19 protein-coding genes are annotated in these 21,914 nt (G+C 63.1%); 12 read left to right on the forward strand and 7 right to left on the reverse strand.

What is annotated here, in order from left to right:
* Nucleotides 1-78: 78 nt before the first annotated feature.
* Complete coding sequence (gene htpG / locus HU729_RS01450; protein ID WP_054894245.1) at nt 79-1,986, forward strand: molecular chaperone HtpG; 1,908 nt, start codon at nt 79-81, stop codon at nt 1,984-1,986.
* Between the two features lie 196 nt (nt 1,987-2,182).
* Nucleotides 2,183-2,908 (forward strand): dienelactone hydrolase family protein, encoded by a 726-nt coding sequence (locus HU729_RS01455; protein WP_151925645.1) that lies wholly within the window; start codon nt 2,183-2,185, stop codon nt 2,906-2,908.
* A 125-nt stretch (nt 2,909-3,033) separates the two neighbouring features.
* Here HU729_RS01455 and HU729_RS01460 read toward each other — a convergent pair whose 3' ends face one another.
* Nucleotides 3,034-3,897 carry a pirin family protein gene (locus tag HU729_RS01460; protein WP_186707985.1) on the reverse strand — a complete coding sequence of 288 codons (864 nt, stop codon included), beginning with the start codon at nt 3,895-3,897 and terminating at the stop codon, nt 3,034-3,036.
* 118 nt (nt 3,898-4,015) lie between these two features.
* On the opposite strand from HU729_RS01460, the gene HU729_RS01465 reads away from it, so the two are divergent.
* Entirely contained in the window at nt 4,016-5,020 is a 1,005-nt protein-coding gene (locus HU729_RS01465) for an amidohydrolase family protein (RefSeq protein ID WP_186707987.1), read from the forward strand.
* A gap of 78 nt (nt 5,021-5,098) precedes the next feature.
* Here HU729_RS01465 and fabB read toward each other — a convergent pair whose 3' ends face one another.
* The 5 genes from fabB to HU729_RS01490 all read right to left on the reverse strand — a co-directional run bounded on the left by fabB (nt 5,099) and on the right by HU729_RS01490 (nt 11,975).
* The gene (fabB, locus tag HU729_RS01470) at nt 5,099-6,319 is read right to left on the reverse strand and encodes a beta-ketoacyl-ACP synthase I (RefSeq protein WP_028690472.1); all 1,221 of its coding nucleotides are present in this window, start codon (nt 6,317-6,319) and stop codon (nt 5,099-5,101) included.
* Between the two features lie 11 nt (nt 6,320-6,330).
* The gene (gene fabA / locus HU729_RS01475; protein ID WP_054894238.1) at nt 6,331-6,846 is read right to left on the reverse strand and encodes a 3-hydroxyacyl-[acyl-carrier-protein] dehydratase FabA; all 516 of its coding nucleotides are present in this window, start codon (nt 6,844-6,846) and stop codon (nt 6,331-6,333) included.
* Nucleotides 6,847-7,060: 214 nt separating this feature from the next.
* Nucleotides 7,061-8,977 carry a response regulator gene (locus HU729_RS01480; protein ID WP_186707989.1) on the reverse strand — a complete coding sequence of 639 codons (1,917 nt, stop codon included), beginning with the start codon at nt 8,975-8,977 and terminating at the stop codon, nt 7,061-7,063.
* Entirely contained in the window at nt 8,974-9,864 is an 891-nt protein-coding gene (locus HU729_RS01485; RefSeq protein WP_186707991.1) for an ABC transporter substrate-binding protein, read from the reverse strand. The genes HU729_RS01480 and HU729_RS01485 overlap by 4 nt, the downstream gene beginning before the upstream one ends.
* Nucleotides 9,864-11,975 carry a TonB-dependent receptor gene (locus tag HU729_RS01490; RefSeq protein ID WP_186708048.1) on the reverse strand — a complete coding sequence of 704 codons (2,112 nt, stop codon included), beginning with the start codon at nt 11,973-11,975 and terminating at the stop codon, nt 9,864-9,866. The genes HU729_RS01485 and HU729_RS01490 overlap by 1 nt, the downstream gene beginning before the upstream one ends.
* Before the next feature lie 239 nt (nt 11,976-12,214).
* Here HU729_RS01490 and HU729_RS01495 point away from each other — a divergent pair, with 239 nt between their 5' ends.
* From HU729_RS01495 to sixA, 3 genes are read left to right on the forward strand one after another with little or no spacing between them, the layout of a single operon-like run.
* Complete coding sequence (locus HU729_RS01495) at nt 12,215-13,240, forward strand: NAD(P)H-dependent glycerol-3-phosphate dehydrogenase (protein ID WP_186666218.1); 1,026 nt, start codon at nt 12,215-12,217, stop codon at nt 13,238-13,240.
* Between the two features lie 37 nt (nt 13,241-13,277).
* Nucleotides 13,278-13,625 (forward strand): DUF4389 domain-containing protein, encoded by a 348-nt coding sequence (locus HU729_RS01500; protein WP_186666216.1) that lies wholly within the window; start codon nt 13,278-13,280, stop codon nt 13,623-13,625.
* Nucleotides 13,622-14,080, forward strand: coding sequence for a phosphohistidine phosphatase SixA (sixA, locus tag HU729_RS01505; protein WP_186666214.1), 459 nt, complete (start codon nt 13,622-13,624; stop codon nt 14,078-14,080). The genes HU729_RS01500 and sixA overlap by 4 nt, the downstream gene beginning before the upstream one ends.
* 91 nt (nt 14,081-14,171) lie before the next feature.
* On the opposite strand, the gene HU729_RS01510 is transcribed toward sixA, so the two are convergent.
* Complete coding sequence (locus HU729_RS01510) at nt 14,172-16,124, reverse strand: hypothetical protein (RefSeq protein ID WP_186666212.1); 1,953 nt, start codon at nt 16,122-16,124, stop codon at nt 14,172-14,174.
* Nucleotides 16,125-16,336: 212 nt separating this feature from the next.
* On the opposite strand from HU729_RS01510, the gene HU729_RS01515 reads away from it, so the two are divergent.
* From HU729_RS01515 to kdpA, 6 genes are all read left to right on the forward strand, one after another.
* On the forward strand, nt 16,337-17,125 hold the full coding sequence (locus HU729_RS01515) for an alpha/beta hydrolase (RefSeq protein WP_186707993.1): 789 nt from the start codon (nt 16,337-16,339) through the stop codon (nt 17,123-17,125).
* Nucleotides 17,122-17,976, forward strand: coding sequence for an alpha/beta hydrolase (locus HU729_RS01520; RefSeq protein ID WP_186666208.1), 855 nt, complete (start codon nt 17,122-17,124; stop codon nt 17,974-17,976). The genes HU729_RS01515 and HU729_RS01520 overlap by 4 nt, the downstream gene beginning before the upstream one ends.
* Before the next feature lie 107 nt (nt 17,977-18,083).
* Complete coding sequence (locus HU729_RS01525; protein ID WP_186666206.1) at nt 18,084-18,878, forward strand: DUF4892 domain-containing protein; 795 nt, start codon at nt 18,084-18,086, stop codon at nt 18,876-18,878.
* A gap of 12 nt (nt 18,879-18,890) precedes the next feature.
* Nucleotides 18,891-19,937: an AI-2E family transporter gene (locus HU729_RS01530; RefSeq protein WP_186666204.1), complete on the forward strand. Its 1,047-nt coding sequence runs from the start codon at nt 18,891-18,893 to the stop codon at nt 19,935-19,937.
* Between the two features lie 182 nt (nt 19,938-20,119).
* The gene (kdpF, locus tag HU729_RS01535; protein ID WP_082421007.1) at nt 20,120-20,209 is read left to right on the forward strand and encodes a K(+)-transporting ATPase subunit F; all 90 of its coding nucleotides are present in this window, start codon (nt 20,120-20,122) and stop codon (nt 20,207-20,209) included.
* Between the two features lie 9 nt (nt 20,210-20,218).
* Complete coding sequence (gene kdpA, locus HU729_RS01540) at nt 20,219-21,913, forward strand: potassium-transporting ATPase subunit KdpA (protein ID WP_186707995.1); 1,695 nt, start codon at nt 20,219-20,221, stop codon at nt 21,911-21,913.
* Nucleotide 21,914 lies beyond the last annotated feature (1 nt).

Consider the following 21,914-nt stretch of genomic DNA (forward strand, 5'->3'; position numbering starts at 1 on the left):
CCCCATCTGTTGAGCATCTGCCCGGCCACGCGCAATTGCCGTCGGGTGCAATGACCAACAGATCGGAGTTTGAAGACGATGAGTGTGGAGACTCAAAAAGAAACCCTGGGCTTCCAGACCGAGGTCAAGCAACTGCTGCACCTCATGATCCATTCGCTGTACTCGAACAAGGAGATCTTCCTGCGCGAGCTGATCTCCAACGCTTCCGACGCTGCTGACAAACTGCGTTTCGAAGCCCTGGCCAAGCCTGAGCTGCTCGAAGGCGATGCCGATCTGAAGATTCGCGTCAGCTTCGACAAGGACGCTGGCACCGTGACGCTGGAGGATAACGGCATCGGCATGAGCCGCGCCGATGTCATCGCGCACCTGGGCACCATTGCCAAGTCCGGCACTGCCGACTTCATGAAGAACCTCACCGGTGACCAGAAGAAGGATTCGCACCTGATCGGTCAGTTCGGTGTGGGCTTCTACTCTGCCTTCATCGTCGCCGACAAGGTCGATGTCTTCAGCCGTCGTGCCGGCGCACCCGCAGCCGAAGGCGTGCACTGGTCGTCCAAAGGCGAGGGCGACTTCGAAGTCGCCACCATCGACAAGCCGCAGCGCGGCACTCGCATCGTCCTGCACTTGAAGAAGGACGAGCAGGAGTTCGCCGACGGCTGGCGTCTGCGCAACGTGGTCAAGAAGTACTCCGACCACATTGCCCTGCCGATCCAGTTGCCCAAGGAGCAGGCTGCTGCCGCCGAAGGCGAAGAACAGCCGGCCGAGGAATGGGAAACCGTCAACCGCGCCAGCGCCCTGTGGACCCGTTCGCGTACCGAGATCAAGGACGAGGAATACCAGGAGTTCTACAAGCACATCGGCCATGACTTCGAGAACCCGCTGGCCTGGAGCCACAACAAGGTCGAAGGCAAGCTTGAGTACAACTCGCTGCTGTACGTACCGGCCCGCGCCCCCTTCGACCTGTACCAGCGCGAAGCGCCGCGCGGCCTGAAACTGTATGTGCAGCGCGTGTTCATCATGGACCAGGCCGAGTCGTTCCTGCCGCTGTACCTGCGCTTCATCAAGGGTGTGGTCGACTCCAACGACCTTTCGCTGAACGTGTCGCGCGAAATCCTGCAGAAAGACCCGATCATCGACTCGATGAAGTCGGCCCTGACCAAGCGTGTATTGGACATGCTGGAGAAGCTGGCCAAGAACGAGCCCGAGCAGTACAAAGGCTTCTGGAAGAACTTCGGCCAGGTGCTGAAGGAAGGCCCGGCAGAAGACTTCGCCAACAAGGAGAAGATCGCAGGTCTGCTGCGCTTTGCCTCCACCCACGACGACAGCGGCGAACAGAGCGTCAGCCTGGCGGACTACCTGGCCCGCGCCAAGGAAGGCCAGGACAAGATCTACTACCTCACCGGTGAGTCGTATGCGCAGGTGAAGAACAGCCCGCACCTGGAAGTCTTCCGCAAGAAAGGCATCGAAGTGCTGCTGCTGACCGATCGCATCGACGAGTGGCTGATGAGCTACCTGAGCGAGTTCGAAGGCAAGGGCTTCGTTGACGTCGCTCGTGGCGACCTGGACCTGGGCAAGCTGGATTCCGAAGAGGACAAGAAGGCCCAGGAAGAAGTCGCCAAGGACAAGGAAGGGCTGGTCGAGCGTCTGAAGAGTGCGCTAGGTGACAGCGTGGCTGAAGTCCGCGTTTCCCACCGCCTGACCGACTCGCCGGCGATCCTGGCCATTGGCGAGCAGGACCTGGGCTTGCAGATGCGCCAGATCCTCGAGGCCAGCGGGCAGAAGGTGCCGGATTCCAAGCCGATCTTCGAGTTCAACCCGACTCACCCGCTGATCGAGAAGCTCGACAACGAGCAGAGCGAGGACCGCTTCTCGGAGCTGTCACACATCCTGTTCGACCAGGCGGCCTTGGCTGCCGGTGACAGCTTGAAGGATCCAGCGGCCTATGTACGTCGCTTGAACAAGCTGCTGGTCGAGCTGTCGGCCTGAGTTCGAGCTTCATGAAAAAACCCGCTTCGGCGGGTTTTTTTGTGCCCGTTCACACTTATCAATTGCAGGCTCGCTTTTTTCTAATGTGACCTTTCTGGCAATCATGAAGATCGTCAGCATCGGCTAGCCTTTTGCACCGGGGTCCGTACACACTAGGGTCGTGATACCGAACAGTTCCAGGTTCAGGAGGAGTTTGATGAGCAAGGTAATCGTCGAGTCGCTGGTCTATCACGTTTCCGGCAAGGGCTATGAAAGCCGTCTGGTTTATGAGCCGGGGGCGCTGGGGCGGCCGGGGCTGGTGATGGCGCCGAATTGGATGGGCATCGGTGAAGGCGCCGAGCGAATCGCCAAGGAAGTGGCCGAGAAGGGCTATGTGGTGCTGATCGCTGATCTGTACGGCCAGGGCGTGCGTCCGTCGAACGCCGATGAGGCGGGTGCGGCGATGATGCCGTTGAAGAATGACCGGGCCGAGCTTCGCAAGCGCATGCAGGAGGCCCTGGCGCAACTGCTCGGGCAGTCCAAGGCGCTGTTGGCGCCGGGCAAGGTCGGTACTTTCGGTTTCTGCTTCGGTGGCTGCTGCGCCCTGGAGCTGGCGCGTACTGGCGCCGACCTGAAGGCGGCGGTGTCGTTCCACGGCACCCTGGACACGCCGAACCCTGAAGACGCCAAGCGCATCAAGGGCTCGGTGCTGGTGCTCCACGGTGCTTCCGACCCGCTGGTGCCCCGAGAGCAATTGCCGGCGTTCGAGGCTGAAATGAACGCGGCCAAGGTCGATTGGCAACTGTTGAGCTATGGCGGCGCGGTGCATTCGTTTACCGACCCGAATGCCAACGTGCCGGGCAAGATGCAGTACGACCGTCGTACCTCGGAGCGGGCCTTCCGCGCGATGCACAATCTGCTGGAAGAAGTGTTTACACACTGATAGCGTATTGGGGCTGCTATGCAGCCCTTCGCGGGCAAGCCCGCTCCCACAGATGCGGCGCTGCTTGTCAAGGTTGCTCCATCCTTGTGGGGGCTTGCCCGCGAACGGCCGCAAAGCGGCTCAACCTAGCGAGGTAGCTCGATCCGGGAGGTCTCCCCCGGCACCTGTGGCCAGTCACCTGCGGCCCAGCGTGCCCGGGCCTGTTCGATCAACTGCGGATCGCTGGCAACGAAGTTCCAGTTCATCCGCCGAGGTCCGTCCAGCGGTGCGCCGCCTATCAGCACCAGCTGGCACTCGCCTTCGGCATACAGCTCCACTTCTTCGCCCTCCGGCAACACGACCAGGCTGCACGCTTCCACCTCCTTACCATCGAGCACCAGCTCGCCATCGAGCAGGTACAGTGCCCGTTGTGCGTGCTCGTTCGGCACGATCAACGAGGTTGCCGCCTGCATCTGCACCTGGGCGTAGAGGGTAGGAGAGAGCACCGGTACTGGCGACTCCAGACAGAATCCGGTGCCGGCGATCAGGCGGATGCGTACCCCGAGGTTGTCACTTACCGGCAAGCTGCTTGCGGGGTGGTGGCTGTAGCTGGGATCGCCCTGTTCGTGGGTCTTGGGTGATGCCAGCCAGACCTGCAGGCCGTGCAGTCGCGAGCCTTTGGCGAAGGCTTGTGCCGGCGTACGTTCCACATGTGCGACGCCGCGCCCAGCAGTCATCCAGCTGACGTCACCGGGTAGCACGCGCTGATCGGAGCCCAGGCTGTCCTTGTGCAGGATCTCGCCTTCGAACAGGTAGGTCAGGGTCGACAAGCCGATATGCGGGTGCTGGCGGATGTCCATGCCGCTGCCGGGGGCAAAGTCAGTATCCAGCATGTGGTCGAAGAATACGAAGGGGCCGACGCTGCGGCACTGAGCCGAGGGTAGCGGGCGCAGGATCGGTTGGCCCTCCACCGATTCGGCGCGTGGGCGGATGATCAGGGGGCTGCTCATGGTCGGGCTCCGGACGGGCAGGGGGTGCGCCTAGCATAGCGGGTCGCGGCGGCGTGCTGAACCGTCTTGCAGGCGCGCGGGTCTACCCTGTTCCTGACTGGAACAAGGAAGCTGCTCCATGATTGCCAGAGTGCTGGCCTGCATTGTGTTATCCGGGTGCCTGTGCCAGGCGGGGCAAGCGCGCGACTATCGCTACAGTGACGCCCATCTGCATTACGTCGACTTCTTCCAGGAAACCGAAGGCATGCCTGCACTGCTGAAAGCCATGGATGAAGCCGGCGTCGAGCACGCGATGATTTCCGGTATTCCGGTGGCGAAGAAATGGCATGAGGATGAACCCAAGCGCCCACGCTATTACGCGGGTGACGACGCTGATGCCTACTGGTTCAGTGCTACCGATATCCATGTAGTGGCAGCGGTGCAGAAGTTGCCGGCCGAGCAGCAGAAACGCTTTCATCCGTTCCTGTCGGGTTTCAACCCGGTGGACAAGAACGCGGTCAGCCACATCGAGCGGATGCTCGAATTGCACCCAGGGTTCTGGCAGGGCATCGGTGAGGTGTTCACCCGGCATGATGACCTCACGGCGCTGACCAGCGGTGACACGCCGCGGGCCAACAACGAAGCAATGGCGCGCATTTACCATCTGGCGGCCGAGCGAGACTTGCCGGTGCTGGTGCATTCGAACATCACCTCCAAGCGCGAGCGTAACCCGCTGTACCTGGCGGAGATCGAAGAGCCGCTGCGCAATCACCCGCATACGCGTTTCATCTGGGCCCATGCCGGTACCAGCATGGAGATTCATCGTCACCAGACGCAGATGGACTTCATCCTGCCAACGCTGGAGCGCATGCTCGAGGCTTATCCGAACCTGTATATCGACCTCTCGTGGAGTGTGCTGCGGCCTTACCTGCTGGATGAGCGAGGCGCCCCGCGCAAGGCGTGGCTGGCGTTGGTCGAGCGCTTCCCGGAGCGGTTCATGCTGGGTTCGGATGTGGTCGGCAAGTTCGGCAGTGTCGGTGAGCAGATGCACGGATTCGAGCCGTTTCTGGACGCGTTGCCTGAGGCGGTTGCGCGCAAGGTGGCGCGGGATAATTTCCTTGCGGTACTGCCCAAGCAGCGTTGAGCTACCGGCTCTTTCGCGGGCAACACAAATGAAAACGCCCCGAACCAGTCGGGGCGTTTTCGTTGTCGCAGCAGCGTCTTACTTGCCAGTCCAGCGCTTGAGCACCAGGGTGGCATTGGTGCCGCCGAAGCCGAAGCTGTTGCTCATGACCGTATCGATCTTGGCGTTTTCTTCGGTTTTACGCAGTACCGGCAGGTCAGCGACCTCTGGGTCCAGTTCGTCGATGTTGGCGGAGCCGGCGATGAAGTTGTTTTCCATCATCAGCAGGCAGTAGATCGCTTCGTGCACGCCAGCGGCGCCCAGCGAGTGGCCAGACAGGCTCTTGGTCGAGCTGATCTTGGGTGCCTTGTCGCCGAACACTTCGCGCACGCCTTTCATTTCAGCGACGTCGCCGACCGGCGTCGAGGTGCCGTGGGTGTTCAGGTAGTCGATCGGGGTGTCGACGGTGGACAGCGCCTGCTGCATGCAGCGGATCGCGCCTTCGCCGCTTGGAGCGACCATGTCGTAACCATCGGAAGTCGCGCCGTAGCCGACGATTTCGGCGTAGATCTTGGCGCCACGGGCCAGAGCGTGCTCCAGCTCCTCGACCACCACCATGCCGCCACCGCCGGCGATGACGAAGCCATCACGGTCGGCGTCGTAGGCGCGCGAGGCCAGCTCAGGGGTTTCGTTGCGCTTGGTCGACAGGGCGCCCATGGCATCGAACAGGAACGACTGGCTCCAGTGCTCTTCTTCACCGCCGCCGGCGAAAACGATGTCCTGCTTGCCCCACTGGATCTGCTCCAGCGCGGTGCCGATGCAGTGTGCGGAGGTGGCGCAGGCCGACGAGATCGAGTAGTTGATGCCCTTGATCTTGAACGGGGTGGCCAGGCACGCCGATACGGTGCTGCCCATGGTGCGGGTGACACGGTATGGGCCGACACGCTTGACGCCTTTCTCGCGCAGGGTGTCCAGTGCTTCCATCTGGTTCAGGGTCGAAGCGCCGCCGGAACCTGCAACCAGGCCGGTGCGCGGGTTGGACACCTGCTCTTCGGTCAGGCCTGCGTCCTTTATCGCGTCTTGCATCGCCAGGTAGGCGTAGGCGGCGGCGTGACCGACGAAGCGATAGACCTTGCGGTCGATCAGCTCCTCCAGGTTCAGGTCGATGGAGCCGGAAACCTGGCTACGCAGCCCCATTTCCTTGTATTCCGGGTTGTAACGGATACCCGGACGGCTGTTGCGCAGGTTTTCGGTGACGGTAGCTTTGTCATTGCCCAGGCACGAAACGATGCCCAGACCAGTGATAACGACGCGGCGCATGCGAATAACCCTTAGAAATTGTCAGTGGAGGTGAACACGCCGACCCGCAGGCCTTCGGCGGTGTAGATCTCGCGACCGTCGACGCTGACCGAGCCATCGGCGATGGCCATGTTCAGCTTGCCCTTCAGGACGCGCTTGATGTGGATGTTATAGGTGACTTTCTTGGCGGTAGGCAGCACCTGGCCGAAGAACTTCACTTCGCCCGAACCCAGTGCGCGACCGCGGCCCGGCAGGCCCTGCCAGCCGAGGAAAAAGCCAACCAGCTGCCACATGGCGTCAAGGCCCAGGCAGCCCGGCATCACCGGATCGCCTTCGAAGTGGCAGGCGAAGAACCACAGGTCTGGAGTGATATCCAGCTCGGCGACCAATTCACCTTTGCCGAACTTGCCGCCTTCCTCACTGATGTGGGTGATGCGGTCTACCATCAGCATGTTCGGGGCGGGCAGTTGCGCATTACCGGGGCCGAACAGCTCACCGCGACTGCAGCGCAGCAGGTCTTCCCGAGTAAAGGCGTGTTGTTTGGTCATGCGAGCTCCTCAATAACCCCCTGTGGCAGGGGATGAATCTTCCCGGCCGACCCGAAATCCTACAGATTCCAGGGCAGCAGCCTACAGGTAGACTATTGCGTTGTGGTGAAAGTCACAGCGCACCTGGCAAAAGAAGTACAGGTGTGCACTGAAAGTTTTATTCTCAAGGCCAACGACGGCCCTGTCCAGTCTTTAAGACTGCCGCACTTTATCATTAATCGCCAGTCGCGGCTGTCCGCCCGGGCAACCAGCGCTGCAGAATACGTTGCAGATCGGTGCGTTTGAACGGTTTGCTCAGGTAATCGTTCATTCCTGCCGCCAGGCAGCGTTCACGATCGCCCTGCAGGGCATTGGCGGTCAAGGCGATGATCGGCAGTTGTGCGCCGTGCTGGCGGATGCGGCGTGTGGCTTCGTAGCCGTCCATCTGCGGCAGGCGACAATCCATGAGGATTGCCGCAAAACTTTGCTGGCCCGCCATTTCCACCGCCTGCGCGCCGTCCAGTGCCACGCTGACCTCGAAGCCCAGACTGCGCAGCATGGCTTCGATGACGCTCTGATTGACCGGGTTGTCTTCCACCAGCAGGATCCGCTGGCCTTCGCCACCCGGCAGTGCGTCACGCTCGTGACCGAGCAGGCGCGCTGCTGGCTTGCTCGACAGCATCAGAGGAACTTCCAGGGTGAAGGTCGAACCCATGCCCTCGCGGCTTTCGCCGCGCAACTTGCCGCCCATGCGCTCGGCCAGGGTACGGGCGATGGACAAGCCCAACCCGGTGCCGCCGTAACGCCTTGAAATAGAACTGTCGGCTTGCTGGAAGGCGACGAACATCGTTTCCAGGCGATCGCTGTCGATTCCTATGCCGGTATCGCGCACCGCGCAGGTCAGCCAGAGCAGTTGGCGGTCGAGCATTTGCCAGCGGCTCTCGATCTCCACTTCGCCGCGCTCGGTGAACTTCAGCGCGTTGCCCACCAGGTTCAACAGGATCTGCCGAATGCGTGTCGGATCGCCGATCACCTGCAGGCGGTCCATGCCTGGCGGCAAGTGCAGGCGCAGGGCCAGGTTGCGCTGTTGGGCGCTGTGCTGGAACGACTGCACGCTGCTGGCAATCAGCTCGCCAAGGTTGAAATCGATGTGCTCCAGTTCCAGGCTGGTGCGTTCGATTCGCGAGAAGTCGAGGATGTCGTTGATCACCTTGAGCAGGTGGCCGGTGGACTCGCTGGCCACCGCCGTGTATTCGGCCTGCTCGTCGGTCAGTGTAGTGGTTTCCAGCAGCTGCAGCATGCCGAGTACGCCGTTCATCGGGGTCCGCAGCTCGTGGCTCATCATCGCCAGGAAGTCCGACTTGGCGCGGTTGGCCTGCTCGGCCTCTTCACGAGCCTGAGTCAACTGGGCGATGGCCTGTTTCTGCTCGTGGCTGGCCTGGTCGAGGGCGCTGGCAAGGTTGTTGATGTGCCGTGCCAGGTGACCCAGTTCGCTGTCGTCGACCACCGGCAATGGCGCGTTGAATTCACCCAGCTGGATGGCTTCGACCGCATGGCCCATGTCACTGATCGGCTTGGACAGGCTTCTGGCCAGGCGCCGGGCGAGGAGGAAGGTAAACAGCAAGGCGAACAGGGCGAGAATGCCGGCCTTGATCACGATCTCCTGCTGGCGTTCGCTGAAGGCGTCGTCGGACATGCCGACGATCACTCGCCCCAGGTAATCGTCGCCAATGCTGGGTGGCGTCTTGCCTTCCTGCAGGAAGTCGTTGTCCAGGCGGATCTGTTGCAGGCGAATGGGCGCCTGGAACACTTCGACGCGCTGGGCGCGGTTGATGCTTTCACCCGACTGCTCGACGTAGACCAGGATGTGGTTGCGGCTGTCCTGCACCTCGAGAAAACGCACGTGCGGGATGCTCAGGGTCGCCCGCATCAAGCTTTCGAGCACCTCGTTGTTGCCTGAGATCACCCCGTATTCGGAGGCTGGCGCCAGTTGGTTGGCGATCAGTTGACCGGTGTGGTTGAGCTCCTGCCGCAAGTCCTGGATACGCACGAAGGTGAAGAAGCTGATCAGCAGCAGGGTCAGCAGCAGCGCGGGGCCCAGGCTGATGATCTGGGTGCGTGTGTGGATATCCCAACTCAGGCGCTTGGTCATGGGGTGGATTCTCCTTCGGCCAGGGCCAGGGCGGCGGCGTTCGGATCGATGGGTTCCAGGCCCAGGGCGCGGGCTACCTGCTGGTTGCCGCTGACCCCGTAGTGTTTGGGGTAGAGGCTGCGGGGCCAGTGTGTCGGCGGCTGGTCGAGCAAGTCGTCGAGCACCGCCAGCCAGTCGTCCTGATCGCTGTAGGTGCTGGCAAGGGCGCCAGCGCGAACGAAGCCGGCGTTGGGGCCAATCAGCGCCATCTGTCGGCCATAGCTGCTGAGCAGGACGTTCTTGGCGGTCTTGGAGTTGTACAGGTCGGGGTCGTCGATTCCCAACAGGACGTCGCTGCTGCCCAGCAGGTGCTGCAGCGGGCGACTGTCACGCAGGTCGGCCCAGTCCTGGGCGACGATCTCCAGGCCCAGGCCACGCGCAGCCTGGCGCAATTCGTCGATCAGAAAGCGGCTGCCGGGGCCGTACAGTACGCCAATGCGTCGCGCTTGCGGCAGCAGGTAGCGGGTCAGGCGCAGTTGCCGTGGTAGCGGCGGGTCGCTCCACAGCAGGCTCAGGTAGGAGGGGCGCGACTTTCCCAGGCGCTGCTCGGCCTGAACGCGACTGACCCGCATGGCCAGCGCCGCGGGACCTGCGGTTTCGCCCATGCGCCAGTCGAGTGCGGCGTTGTCCAGCAGGATCAGTCGGGTGTCGGGTTTGAGCAGCGCAGGGCGGGGCAGTTGCGCCACGGTCTGGAAGCGCACATGGTCGTGAGGGCGACGGGCCTCCAGTGCGGCAACGAAACTGCGCACACCGGGCTGGTCTTCGGCACCCACCAGCAGAATTTCGCTGGCCGAAAGCGCGCCCATCGGCCACAGGCACAGCAGCAGCAGGCGCAACAGGCGCAACATCAGAACTCCAGCTCCGCGCTGAAACTCAGGCGGTGGCGGCTGTCGTAGCGGTTCTGCTCGACGGTGGTGGGCTGGTCATCCAGGCGTTGCTGCCACAGCGCCGCCAGCTCCAGCGAGCTGCCATACACCCGCAGGCGCTTGGCCACGCGCAGGTCGACACGCTCGTAGCGATACTGGTTGAGGGCGTCGTCGCCATAATAGAAGAGGGCACTCGACCATCCCTGGCCCCAGTCGCGCATCCACCCGGCCGAGCCACTGTTGCGAGCGCTGAGGCGGCGGTCGTCGGGGTTGCTGGCCCAGGCGTCGACGTAAGCATAGGTCAGGCGCAGGCGGTCGCGCATGCCCAGGCGCCAGTCCAGTTGCGTCTCGGTGCCGCTGAAGCGGGCCTTGTTGGCGTTGCTGGCGATGTACTGGTTGTTTTTCAGTGGCTCGCTGATCATCCCGGTGATTTCGTCGTAGAACAGCTTGACGTCCAGGCTCAGGTCGAGGTCGGCGAAGTAGCCGTTGTAGCCCAACTCGCGTGAACGCATGCGCTCCTGGTCGAGGTTGCCCGGGCCACGGGTCTTGACGAAGTATTCACCATTGTGCAAACCCAGCACGTTGGGCGTGAGGTTCTTGACCGTGTAGCTCCAGTTGACGTTGTTCTCGAACATGTCAGGCGAACGTACGGCCTCGGAGTACACCGCGCGCAGGCCGTGGCGCGGGGTGATCAGGTAGTTGACCGCCACGCGCGGGGTGAACGAGCTGCCGGACAGCTCGCTGTCCTCGAACATGGCCCCACCCTGGAGGATCCAGTGTTCGTCGGCGCGCCATTCGAGCTGCCCGAACAGGCGCCAGGTGCGGTCGTCGAGGCTGCCGTTGAAGTAGGTCTGCGAGTCGGCGCGGTCATAGCGGTAGTTGAAGCCGCTGAGCAGGCGCAGGGTGTCGGTGAGGCTGAGGGTATCCTGGATTTCAAGGTCGTAGCGGGTTTCGCGGGTGCTCTGGTCGACATCACCGCAGACCTCACGGTTACCGCCGCTGTCCCATTGACTCTTGATCTGGTTGCGCAAGCCCTGCAGCACTGGGTCGCTGTTGTTGGGCGGATTGTTGGCGTTGCGCGCGACCTGTTCGGCGTAGTCCGGGTTGAGCTGCCACAGCCGGGTCAGCTCGGGGCTGAAGGCCAGCGTCGCATCGCAGGCACGCCATACTTGCTGGCGGTCGAACTGTTGCGCCGAGCCCTGTACGTACAGGCTGTGTTCGGGGCTGAAATCGATGTTCCAGCGCACTGAGCCTGCGTAATCCTTGGCGTTGAGGTCGGCGTTGTCGCCGCGCCCGGTGACGAAGGGGAACACCGGGGTATAGGTGTAGGGGCGTTGGTTGCTGCCTTCCTTGGCCGCCAGTTGCCATTCGAGGGTCTGGTCGGGCGCCAGGGTGTGGCTGGCGCTCAGGTTGAAGCGCGTCAGCCGACGGCTGTCGCGGTAGTCCTGGCCGTATTGGTTCTTGTCGAAGCCATCGTCCTGCATGCCGGACATCGACAGGCGCAGATCGCCGCCTTCCCAGCCGAGGCCCTGGCTGGCGTAGAAATCATTGATGCCATCCTGGCCCTGGGTGATCTTCAGTCGCGTGCCGTGGCTGTCGGCGGGGCTGCGGGTGAGGATGTTGACCACGGCCATCAGGGCGTTGGCACCATAGCTGACGGTATTGGGGCCGCGGAACACTTCGATGCGTTCGATATCCTCGATCGCCAGCGGGATATCGCTCCAGTCCACGGTGGCGAGGCCTGCTCGATACACCGAACGGCCGTCGATCAGCACCTGCATGCGCCGGGCGTCGTTGACGTTACTGCCGTGGTAGTTGACGGTCGGCTGGTTACCGGCGCCGTAGCCGATCATCATGCCGGGCACTAGGCGCAGCAGCTCGGGGATGTCTCGTGCACCGCTGGCGCGGATCAGTTCGCTGTCGAGCACGGTCATGCTGCCGGGCACTGCCGCCGGGGATTGTTTCAGGCGTGTGGCGGTCAGAACCTGCGGCAGGTTCTGGTTGTCGATGAACAGGTCATCGGCCATGGCCGAACCACCGAGCAGGACGGTCAGCAAGAGCAGGCGAGGGGCAGGAGGCGTGCCTGGGAACACGTGACGGCCTTGTTTGCGGGATAAACCAGGCATGGTAACCGACCGTGGGGGTTTTTCCAGTGATCTGCGCTGGATTTGCCGCCCTCTTCTCGGATGAATCCCCTCTTGCGGGGCATACGTTCGTGCGCCATGCCGGCGGGTTTACCCGTGAAGAGGCCGGTGCTGACACTGGTTCTGTCGCAGACGAGCCGTATAATGCCCCCGTCGCCACTCAACTTAATGGCTTTAACGGATTGAATATGACTGAACAGCAACCTGTTGCAGTTCTGGGAGGCGGGAGCTTCGGCACCGCCGTGGCGAACCTGCTGGCGGAAAACGGCAATCCAGTACGTCAATGGATGCGCGATCCCGAGCAGGCCGAGGCCATGCGCACCAACCGCGAGAATCCTCGCTATCTCAAAGGCATTCGCCTGCATGACGCTGTCGAACCGGTCAATGACCTGCTGGCGACCCTGCAATCGAGCGACCTGGTCTTCGTTGCGCTACCGTCTAGCGCCTTGCGCAGCGTACTGGCGCCGCATGCCGAGTTGCTGCGCGGCAAGTGCCTGGTCAGCCTGACCAAGGGTATCGAGGCGCAGACATTCAAACTGATGAGCCAGATTCTCGAAGAGATCGCCCCCCAGGCGCGTATCGGCGTACTGTCCGGGCCGAACCTGGCCCGTGAGATCGCCGAGCATGCGTTGACCGCTACTGTGGTTGCCAGTGAGGACGAGGCGCTGTGCCAGCGCGTGCAGGATGTCTTGCACGGGCGTACCTTCCGCGTCTATGCCAGCGCCGACCGATTCGGTGTGGAGCTTGGGGGCGCGCTGAAGAACGTCTACGCGATCATCGCCGGCATGGCCGTGGCGCTGGAGATGGGCGAGAACACCAAGAGCATGCTGATCACCCGGGCGCTGGCCGAGATGACCCGTTTCGCCGTGAGCCAGGGCGCCAACCCCATGACCTTCCTGGGTCTGGCAGGGGTGGGCGACCTGATCGTCACCTGCTCCTCGCCCAAGAGCCGCAACTACCAGGTCGGGCACGCCCTGGGGCAGGGGTTGAGCCTGGAAGAGGCGGTCAGCCGCCTGGGCGAAGTGGCCGAAGGGGTGAACACCTTGAAAGTACTCAAGGCCAAGGCCCAGGAAGTGCAGGTCTACATGCCGTTGGTGGCCGGGCTGCACGCGATCCTGTTCGAAGGGCGAACCCTGGCCCAGGTGATCGAGCACCTGATGAGGGCCGAGCCCAAGACCGACGTCGATTTCATTTCCACCAGCGGTTTCAACTGAGCCGTAAGCGGCCTCTAATCAGAGCAAGGAGCGACACATGAACGATACGCCCGAGCGCGCCCAGCGCGAGTCGATCATCCTGCGGGTGCTGTGGATGCTGGTGTTCCTGGTGGTCTGGCAACTGGCCGAGCTGCTGCTTGGCGGGCTGGTGCTGGTGCAGCTGATCTACCGCCTGGTGTATGGCGCGCCGAGTGCCAGCCTGATGAGCTTCGGCGACAGCCTCAGCCAGTACCTGGCGCAGATCGGCCGCTTCGGCACCTTCCACACCGACCAGAAGCCCTGGCCGTTTGCCGACTGGCCGACGCCCCGCGCGCCTGAGGGCGAAGCGCCCCACACAGTGGCTGCGGCGCCGCACCCGGTGCGTGACGAGGAGCCGAAACTGTGAAGCTGTGGATTCTGCGCCACGGCGAAGCGGAGCCGCGGGCCAATACCGATGCCGAGCGTCGTCTCACGGCCCATGGTCGCGAGCAAGTGCTGCACAGTGCTGCACATCTGCTGGGCCAGCCGCTGCAGGCGATCATCGCCAGCCCCTATGTGCGCGCCCAGCAGACCGCCGCCCTGGTGCACGACACCCTTGGCTTTGCCGAACCGGTGCGCACCGTGCCGTGGTTGACCCCGGAGAGCAATGTTCGGCAGGTGATCGGCGAAATCGAGCGGCTGGCGCTGGAACATGTATTGCTGGTCAGCCATCAGCCATTGGTGGGCGCGCTGGTGGGGATGCTGGAGCATGGGCATTTGCAGCAGCCGGCACGGATGAGCACTGCGGACCTGGCAGAACTCGAGGGGGAGTTGTCACCTTTCGGTGTGATGACATTGCTGAGCCCGAGATTCAACCCCTGAGTTCATCTGCAGCTCCTGCGCTTGCGTGGTGGGAGGCCGATCGCGATGATGCGTTCGGCCATCTTCGTATGCAGCATGGACCTGGTGAGCCTCAGCGATTGAATATTCCCCAGCCCACAGCCGTATCTCCACCGAAATTCGTTGCACGCAAGGAAACCCTGTTGCCGTTGGCAACGTCTATCGCATAGCGTCTGCCTGTTCCCGCCGAGTCCGCACTCCACGCCCGATCACCGATGCCTGGGTTGTTGTTGTAGCTAGCGCGCATTGCATCCCATTCTCCAAGCGTAGGTAATGCTCCGCCTCTCTCTGTGGCCAGATCTCGGCACCAATACCACACATTGACTGAGCCCATGCCTTCAATCCGTCTGACATTGGATACGGTCACCGGATAGCTGGCACTGGCACCAGCGGTATCGGTCACGATCACATTGGCCGTCCCGCTGCCATAAGACACCGCTCGCCCAGTGGAAGGGTTGACCTCGATCACGTTGCCGTTGCTCGTCGAGTAGGTGTAGGGCGGTTGGCCGCCGCTGGCGGTGCGCTGCACGAAAGCGTTGGCGGGGGGGTGGGTCACCGGGTTGCTGTTGCGGTGGATCACGCCATTGAGTGTTGCCGGTGAGGTATCGATGGTCAGGGGCGGCGTCAGTGCGTTGATCCGCAGGTTCACGACAGGCGAGGGGACCGCAGCCCCTCCCGAGCCTCGGGTGACCAGGTACTGCACGGTTACCGTTCTGCCAGCATTGGCGTCTACCTGAGTCTTGGGAACAGAAAACGTGAGCCGACTTACGCTGCCGACAGTCTGTGGGGAGCCAGCGATTCCCGCAAAAGTCACCGACACCACATCACCGATGGCCATACCGCCGTAGACCTCGACCAGGACGGGCAGGCCGGTGGACGGGACATCTCCAGGTGGTAGTACATCGCCTGGTGCCAGGGGAATCACCGGTTTTGCAAGGACCAGCTCCTGGACCCTGTGTACAGTCCATACATCGGATTCAGGATTGTCTGCGTAGCGCCCTCGGACTTTGAAATCGTAGGTTTTCACGCTCAAGTTTGTCCGAGTGCTCGTCCAGCTGCCGTTCGCTGCGACAGGCTCGGTACTTATCACGCTGGCGCCATCAAGTACCTCGACCTGCTGGTTGGCTGATGCCTGACCGCTCAACACCAGGCTTGGCGAGGTTGTCGAACTGCCGTTTGGCACCTCTGTTCCCTTGTCGTCTTTTACGGAAACGATAGTGGGCCTGACCACAATGATCTTCTCGAGCGTGTAGAGCGCGTTTGGGAATACTCGGGCCTGCCCCTCGTTACTGGTGGCGTCGAATGCTACCGAAACTGTCGCCGTGAGGCTGGAGCCGCTGCTGAGCTTCTCCAGCTCGGTGCGCGGCAAGACCAGGTCCAGCCCTGCTGTTACCTGTTCAGGGACGACCTCTTCGCCTCGGGCCAGGTAGACCGTATGGGCCGAGCCATTTTCGAGGGTCCCGTCCACACGGATCCACACCCGTTGACCCACCGCTATCAATGGCCATGGTTCAACCTTGACCTGTGCATTGCCGGTGAAGTTGTTGAGATCGAGTACCCTGGTGGTCGCGTTGGCCTGGGGAATCACAGGGGCAGGCAAATCGCTTTGCGCCAGGGTTCCCACCGCCAGCAGCATTGGCAAGGATAATCTTGCAGCCTGGCCACTGCGTGCTACTGCGTAGCGGAGGGTGACCGTCTTGCCCTGGCTGGCAGCCACCACGCTGACAGGCGCCTGGAAATCGACATAACCAAAGAGGCTTCCGGGTTGTTGGTCGCTCTGCCAACTGTCCGTAGCAGTGCTCCCGGACCAGTCTGCCGCCAGAGTGTCGCTGGGCAGCATGGCCGGATACTGTGCTCTTACGGTAGCGCCGTTGAGCGCGTCGATGGGGTCGAGCCTGTCGTCCGTTGCCTGCAGTACGGAAGGTGCGGGGTAATCTGTCTCAGCCCTGCGTGTGACCTTGAAAGTCAAAGGCTTCGAGACCAGGCCTTGTGCATGCAGTTGCTGCTCGTCCTCAGCGGTTGACATCGTCGACTCCTCAGGTTTCCAGGGGTTCATGGCGCAGTGTGAACGAGGCAGGAAACGAGTGAAACTGACAGAAATACCAGGTATCGCGCTGGCTCAGCGGGGTGTTGCGTCGCCTTGACCTGATTGCCCTCGCCGATGACCTTTCCGAACGTTGCCGCCAACCGGCAGGTTGCTGACAATGGGCTATCACTCTCCAGTCGGACCAGGCGGTCATGTCGCAGCAGATCTTCTTCGCCCATGCCAACGGTTTTCCTTCGGCCACCTACGGCAAGCTGTTCGCGGCCCTGGCCCCGGACTACCAGGTCTGCCACCTGGAGCAGCACGCCCACGACCCGCGCTTTCCGGTGGATGACAACTGGCAGAACCTGGTCGACGAGCTGCTGCATCATCTGGCGCAGCAGCCAGCCCCGGTCTGGGGTGTCGGTCATTCCCTCGGTGGTGTGCTGCACCTGCATGCCGCCCTGCGCCGACCCGAGCTCTACCGCGGTGTGGTGATGCTCGACTCGCCCGTGCTCACCCGTGCCGACCAATGGCTGATCCGCACTGCCAAACGCTTCGGTTTCATCGACCGCATCACGCCGGCCGGGCGAACCGAAGGACGGCGCGAGGCGTTTCCTGATCGCGACAGCGCGCGCAGTTACTTCGCCAGCAAGGCGCTGTTCCGCCAGTTCGATCCCGATTGCCTCGAAGCCTATCTCGAGCACGGTTTGCAAACAGTGGATGAGGGTGTGCGTTTGCGCTTCGATCCCAGCACCGAAATGCGCATCTACCGCAGCATTCCCCATGTCAGTCCGGCCCCTGCGCGCCAGTTGCAAGTACCGCTGGCCATGGTGCGTGGCGATCGCAGCCGGGTGATCCGCAAGTACCACGCCCTGGCGGTGCGGGCGATGCCACGGGGGGAATATCACAGCGTCCCGGGCGGGCATATGTTTCCGCTGGAGCGGCCCACCGATACTGCCAGTCTGATCAAGGGCCTGTTTGATCGCTGGAGCCAGGCATGAGCGCGCAGGTCGAGGAGATTCGTCTGAGTCTGGGCCATATCGAACTGGCCGCACACCTGTTCGGTCCTGCCGACGGCCTGCCGGTGATCGCTCTGCACGGCTGGCTCGACAATGCCAACAGCTTCGCCCACCTGGCCCCGCGCCTGAAAGGCCTGCGCATTGTCGCGCTCGACCTGGCCGGGCATGGCTACTCACAGCATCGTCCGGCCGGGGCGAGCTACAACCTGGCCGATTATGCCCATGATGTGCTGCGGGTTGCCGAGCAACTGGGCTGGGAGCGCTTTGGCCTGCTCGGGCATTCGCTGGGGGCGATCATCTCGGTGCAGTTGGCTGGCGCACTGCCCGAACGGATCAGCCATCTGGCGTTGATCGATGGCGTCATCCCGCCCACGGTCGCCGAGCAGGATGCCGCCGAGCGCCTGGGCATGGCGCTGCAGGCTCAGTTGCGCCTGGAGGGCAAGCGCAAGTCGGTGTACCCGACCCTGGAGGCGGGCGTGCAGGCGCGAATGAAAGGCATGGTTGCGGTCAGTCGCGAAGCTGCCGAACTGCTGGCCCAGCGTGGGCTCATGCCAGTGCCGGGTGGTTACAGCTGGCGCAGCGACAGCCGTCTGACCTTGCCGTCGCCGGTGCGCCTGAACGAAGCCCAGGCCATGGCGTTCGTACGGCGGGCGAGCTGCCCGGCCTGCCTGGTCGTCGCGGGGGACGGCATGTTGGCGCGCCACACAAGCCTGCTGGAGCAGCTACCCTTCGAGCAGGTGACCTTGCCCGGTGGCCACCACCTGCACTTGAATGACGAGCAGGGCGCGGCCCTTGTCGCAGACTGTTTCAATCGCTTCTTTGGCTTTGCTTGACTTGCACCGGACAAGTGTCGAGGCTTGGCGGGTTGAACAGGGAGACAACCATACATGCCAGACATTCACGATCTTCGCCACGGCGCCCGGCGCCGCAAGGATGGCCGATGAGCGCGCCGTTTTTCCTCCGCAGCGCCATCGCCGCCTGCTTCACACTTGCCAGCCCGCTGTTGTGGGCCGGCAGCCTGCCGGTGCCGGCTGACGCCAAGGTGGTCGACCAGCGCCCTGCCGTTGAGCAGGAACGGGTCTACCCGATGGGACCGGTGCGCAAGATCAGCGGCCGCCTGCGGGTCGAGGGCAAGGTCGAGAGCCGTGGCCAGGTCAGTTCGGTCACCTATGAACTGCCGGTGGAGCGCACTGCCCGCGAGGCCTTTACCAGCGCCCGTGAAGAGCTGCAGCGCGACGGTGGTTATCCACTGTTCTGGTGCCAGGGCCGTGACTGCGGCGAGGCCAGCATCTGGGCCAACGATGTGTTCAACAACGCCCGCCTCAATGGCGGCGACGAGCAGCAGGCCTTCATTCTTTTGCGCCGCTCGGCCGAAGAGGCCGACACGCTGGTCGCCCTGTACAGCGTCACCCGCGGCAACCGCCGCGCCTACCTGCATGTCGAAGAGTTCGTCGCTGACAGCCCGCTGGGCGAAGTACTGCCGACGGCCGCCACGGTGCTGCGCGAGATGCGCGATACCGGCAAGCTCGACTACCCTGACCTGAGCGCGCCACAGCCTGCCTGGGTTTCGCTGTTGGCCCGCAGCCTGAACCTGGACAGCACCCTGCGCGCCAGCCTCAGCGGCCAGGCGGCGGAAGCCTGGCGCGAGCAACTGGTCAAGGCCGGTGTACGCAGTGCCCGTCTCGAAGTGGGTACGGCGCCTACCGATGGTCTGCATCTGGAACTGATTCGTTGAACGAGGGCCATCATGGCCAACAATGACCGTCTGCTGATCCAGATTCTGTTGCTGGCGCTGTTGGGCGCCGCCCTGTGGGTCATGGCGCCGTTCATCTCGGCGTTACTCTGGGGGGCGATCCTGGCCTTTGCCAGCTGGCCGCTGATGCGCTTGCTGACGCGTTGGCTGGGCGGGCGCGAAACCCTCGCGGCCAGCATCCTCACGACGGTGTGGATCCTGGTGGTCGCGCTGCCGCTGGTGTGGCTGGGCTTCAATCTGGCCGACCATGTGCGCGACGCCACCAACTTCGTGCGTGACGTACAGGTGGAGGGTTTGCCGGATGCGCCGGACTGGGTGCGTGGCATTCCCTTCATCGGCGAGCGCCTGGTCAACTGGTGGGAGTCCCTCGACCAGCAGGGCGCGGCCTTGATCGCGTCGGCCAAACCGTACTTCGGCCAGGTTGGCAATTGGTTCCTGGCGCGTAGCGCGCAGATCGGCAGCGGCGTGCTGGAACTCACGCTCAGTATCGTCTTCGTGTTCTTCTTCTACCGCGACGGTCCACGCCTGGCCGCGTTCGTGCAGCGCTTGCTGCAGCGCCTGGTCGGCGAGCGTGCCGAGTACTACATCGACCTGGTGGCCGGCACCGTGCAGCGGGTGGTCAACGGCGTAATCGGTACCGCCGCGGCGCAAGGGCTGCTGGCTCTGATCGGCTTCCTCATCGCCGGCGTGCCCGGGGCGATCGTGCTGGGCCTTGTGACCTTCATGCTCAGCCTGATCCCGATGGGCCCGCCACTGGCCTGGATTCCGGCCACCGGCTGGCTGGTGTGGAAGGGCGAGTACGGGATGGCGGTGTTCCTCGGGATATGGGGCACCTTCATCATCAGTGGCGTGGACAACGTGCTCAAACCGTACCTGATCAGCCGCGGTGGGAACCTGCCGCTGGTGATCGTGCTGCTCGGCGTGTTTGGCGGGTTGATCGCGTTTGGCTTCATCGGCTTGTTCATCGGACCGACCTTGCTGGCCGTCGGTTACAGCCTGTTGCTGGACTGGAGCCGGCATTCGGGGCAGGTCAAACCGTAAGCTGTTGCGGTCTCTTCGCGGGCAAGTCCGGGGCGCCGCGAAAAGGCCGCGACAGGCAGTCCGAAACCTGATCTTTACGCATTCTTTATGCCCTGACCCGCCCCCCGATCTCGTCTCTTTACGCCCCTCCCTCCGACAATTCCTCCAAAGCGGCCGACGCCGCAAGACGGGGAGATTCACAGATGAACATGCTCGACGGAGTGTCACTGCTGCTGGCAGTGGCGTTGTCCATTTACCTGCTGGTGGCGCTGCTGCGCGCCGATCGCAGCTAGGGAGCGGCCATGCACAGCTACGACTTCGCATTGCTGCTGGCGTTCCTGGCCCTGGTGCTGCTGCCAGCACCCTGGCTTGGGCGGTTCTACTACAAGGTCATGGAGGGCCAGCGTACCTGGCTGTCGCCGATCCTCGGCCCGGTAGAGCAGGGTTGTTACCGGTTGTCCGGGGTACGCGCCGAACAGGAGCAGAACTGGAAGCAATACACCCTGGCGCTGCTGGCCTTCAACCTGATGGGCTTCCTGGTGCTGTTCGCCGTGCTCCTGCTGCAGGGTTCGTTGCCGCTCAACCCGCAGCATCTGCCGGGCCAGGAATGGTCGCTGGCATTCAACACCGCCGTCAGCTTCATGACCAACACCAACTGGCAGGCCTACAGCGGTGAGGCTTCGCTCAGCTACCTGAGCCAGATGATCGGCCTGACCGTGCAGAACTTCGTCAGCGCTGCCACCGGCCTTGCCGTGCTGGTCGCCCTGTGCCGTGGTATCGGCCGGCGCTCGACCCACAACCTTGGCAACTTCTGGGTCGACATGACCCGTGCCACCCTCTACGGTCTGCTGCCACTGTGCATCGTACTGGCGTTGCTGCTGGTGTGGCAGGGTGTGCCACAGACCTTCGCCGACTACGCCCACGCCGTCACCCTGCAAGGTGCCGACCAGAGCATCCCGCTGGGCCCTGCTGCCAGCCAGATCGCGATCAAGCAACTGGGCACCAACGGCGGCGGCTTCTTCGGCGTCAACTCGGCGCATCCGTTTGAGAACCCCACGGCCTGGAGCAATCTGTTCGAGGTGGCTTCGATCATTCTGATTCCGGTGGCGCTGGTGTTCACTTTCGGCCACTACGTCAAGGACCTGCGCCAGAGCCGCGCGATCCTGGCCTGCATGTTGGGCCTGTTCCTGATCGGCGGTGCGGTCGGCCTGTGGGCCGAATACCAGCCCAACCCGGCCCTGGACAGCGCTCAGGTGCAGCAGGGCGCGCCGATGGAAGGCAAGGAAAGCCGCTTTGGCACCACCGCTAGCGTGCTGTGGACCGTGACGACGACCTCCGCCTCCAACGGTTCGGTCAACGCCATGCACGACAGCCTCAATCCGCTGACCAGCATGGTGGCGATGGTCAACATGATGGTTGGCGAGGTGATCTTCGGCGGCGTCGGCTCGGGCCTCTACGGCATGCTGCTGTTCGTGCTGATCGCGGTGTTCCTGGCCGGGTTGATGATCGGTCGCACACCCGAATACCTGGGCAAGAAGTTGCAGGCCCGTGAAGTGCAATTGTTGGTGGCGACGCTGCTGGTGATGCCGGTTGGCGTGCTGGTGCTCGGCGCCATCGCCGCCAGCCTGCCGGGGCCGGCAGGTGCGGTGAGCAATCCGGGGCCGCATGGTTTCAGCCAGTTGCTGTATGCCTACACCTCCGGCACCGCCAACAACGGTTCGGCCTTCGGCGGCTTCGGTGCCAACACCGTGTTCCACAACCTGATGATCGGCCTGGCCATGCTGATCGGGCGCTTCGGCTACATCCTGCCGGTGCTGGCCCTTGCAGGCAGCCTGGCTGCCAAGAAAAGCGCGCCGCAGGGCCAGAACAGCTTCCCCACCCATGGCCCGCTGTTCGCCGGCCTGCTGTTGGTGACCATCCTGCTGGTCGGTGGGCTGACCTTCCTGCCGACCCTGGCCCTGGGGCCGATTGCCGAACAGTTGAGCCTGGGTTTCTGAG

This window comes from Pseudomonas sp. RW10S2, from assembly GCF_014268985.1.
Lineage (GTDB): Bacteria > Pseudomonadota > Gammaproteobacteria > Pseudomonadales > Pseudomonadaceae > Aquipseudomonas > Aquipseudomonas wayambapalatensis.

Bases quoted from the DNA above. Each gene is read 5' to 3' on its own strand.
- HU729_RS01455 (WP_151925645.1), top strand. From the start codon at position 2,183: ATGAGCAAGGTAATCGTCGAGTCGCTGGTCTATCACGTTTCCGGCAAG.
- HU729_RS01515 (WP_186707993.1), top strand. From the start codon at position 16,337: ATGTCGCAGCAGATCTTCTTCGCCCATGCCAACGGTTTTCCTTCGGCC.
- HU729_RS01525 (WP_186666206.1), top strand. From the start codon at position 18,084: ATGAGCGCGCCGTTTTTCCTCCGCAGCGCCATCGCCGCCTGCTTCACA.
- HU729_RS01480 (WP_186707989.1), bottom strand. From the start codon at position 8,977: ATGACCAAGCGCCTGAGTTGGGATATCCACACACGCACCCAGATCATC.
- fabA (WP_054894238.1), bottom strand. From the start codon at position 6,846: ATGACCAAACAACACGCCTTTACTCGGGAAGACCTGCTGCGCTGCAGT.
- HU729_RS01495 (WP_186666218.1), top strand. From the start codon at position 12,215: ATGACTGAACAGCAACCTGTTGCAGTTCTGGGAGGCGGGAGCTTCGGC.
- HU729_RS01460 (WP_186707985.1), bottom strand. From the start codon at position 3,897: ATGAGCAGCCCCCTGATCATCCGCCCACGCGCCGAATCGGTGGAGGGC.
- fabB (WP_028690472.1), bottom strand. From the start codon at position 6,319: ATGCGCCGCGTCGTTATCACTGGTCTGGGCATCGTTTCGTGCCTGGGC.
- htpG (WP_054894245.1), top strand. From the start codon at position 79: ATGAGTGTGGAGACTCAAAAAGAAACCCTGGGCTTCCAGACCGAGGTC.
- kdpF (WP_082421007.1), top strand. From the start codon at position 20,120: ATGAACATGCTCGACGGAGTGTCACTGCTGCTGGCAGTGGCGTTGTCC.
- HU729_RS01465 (WP_186707987.1), top strand. From the start codon at position 4,016: ATGATTGCCAGAGTGCTGGCCTGCATTGTGTTATCCGGGTGCCTGTGC.
- kdpA (WP_186707995.1), top strand. From the start codon at position 20,219: ATGCACAGCTACGACTTCGCATTGCTGCTGGCGTTCCTGGCCCTGGTG.
- HU729_RS01530 (WP_186666204.1), top strand. From the start codon at position 18,891: ATGGCCAACAATGACCGTCTGCTGATCCAGATTCTGTTGCTGGCGCTG.
- HU729_RS01520 (WP_186666208.1), top strand. From the start codon at position 17,122: ATGAGCGCGCAGGTCGAGGAGATTCGTCTGAGTCTGGGCCATATCGAA.
- HU729_RS01510 (WP_186666212.1), bottom strand. From the start codon at position 16,124: ATGTCAACCGCTGAGGACGAGCAGCAACTGCATGCACAAGGCCTGGTC.
- HU729_RS01500 (WP_186666216.1), top strand. From the start codon at position 13,278: ATGAACGATACGCCCGAGCGCGCCCAGCGCGAGTCGATCATCCTGCGG.
- HU729_RS01485 (WP_186707991.1), bottom strand. From the start codon at position 9,864: ATGTTGCGCCTGTTGCGCCTGCTGCTGCTGTGCCTGTGGCCGATGGGC.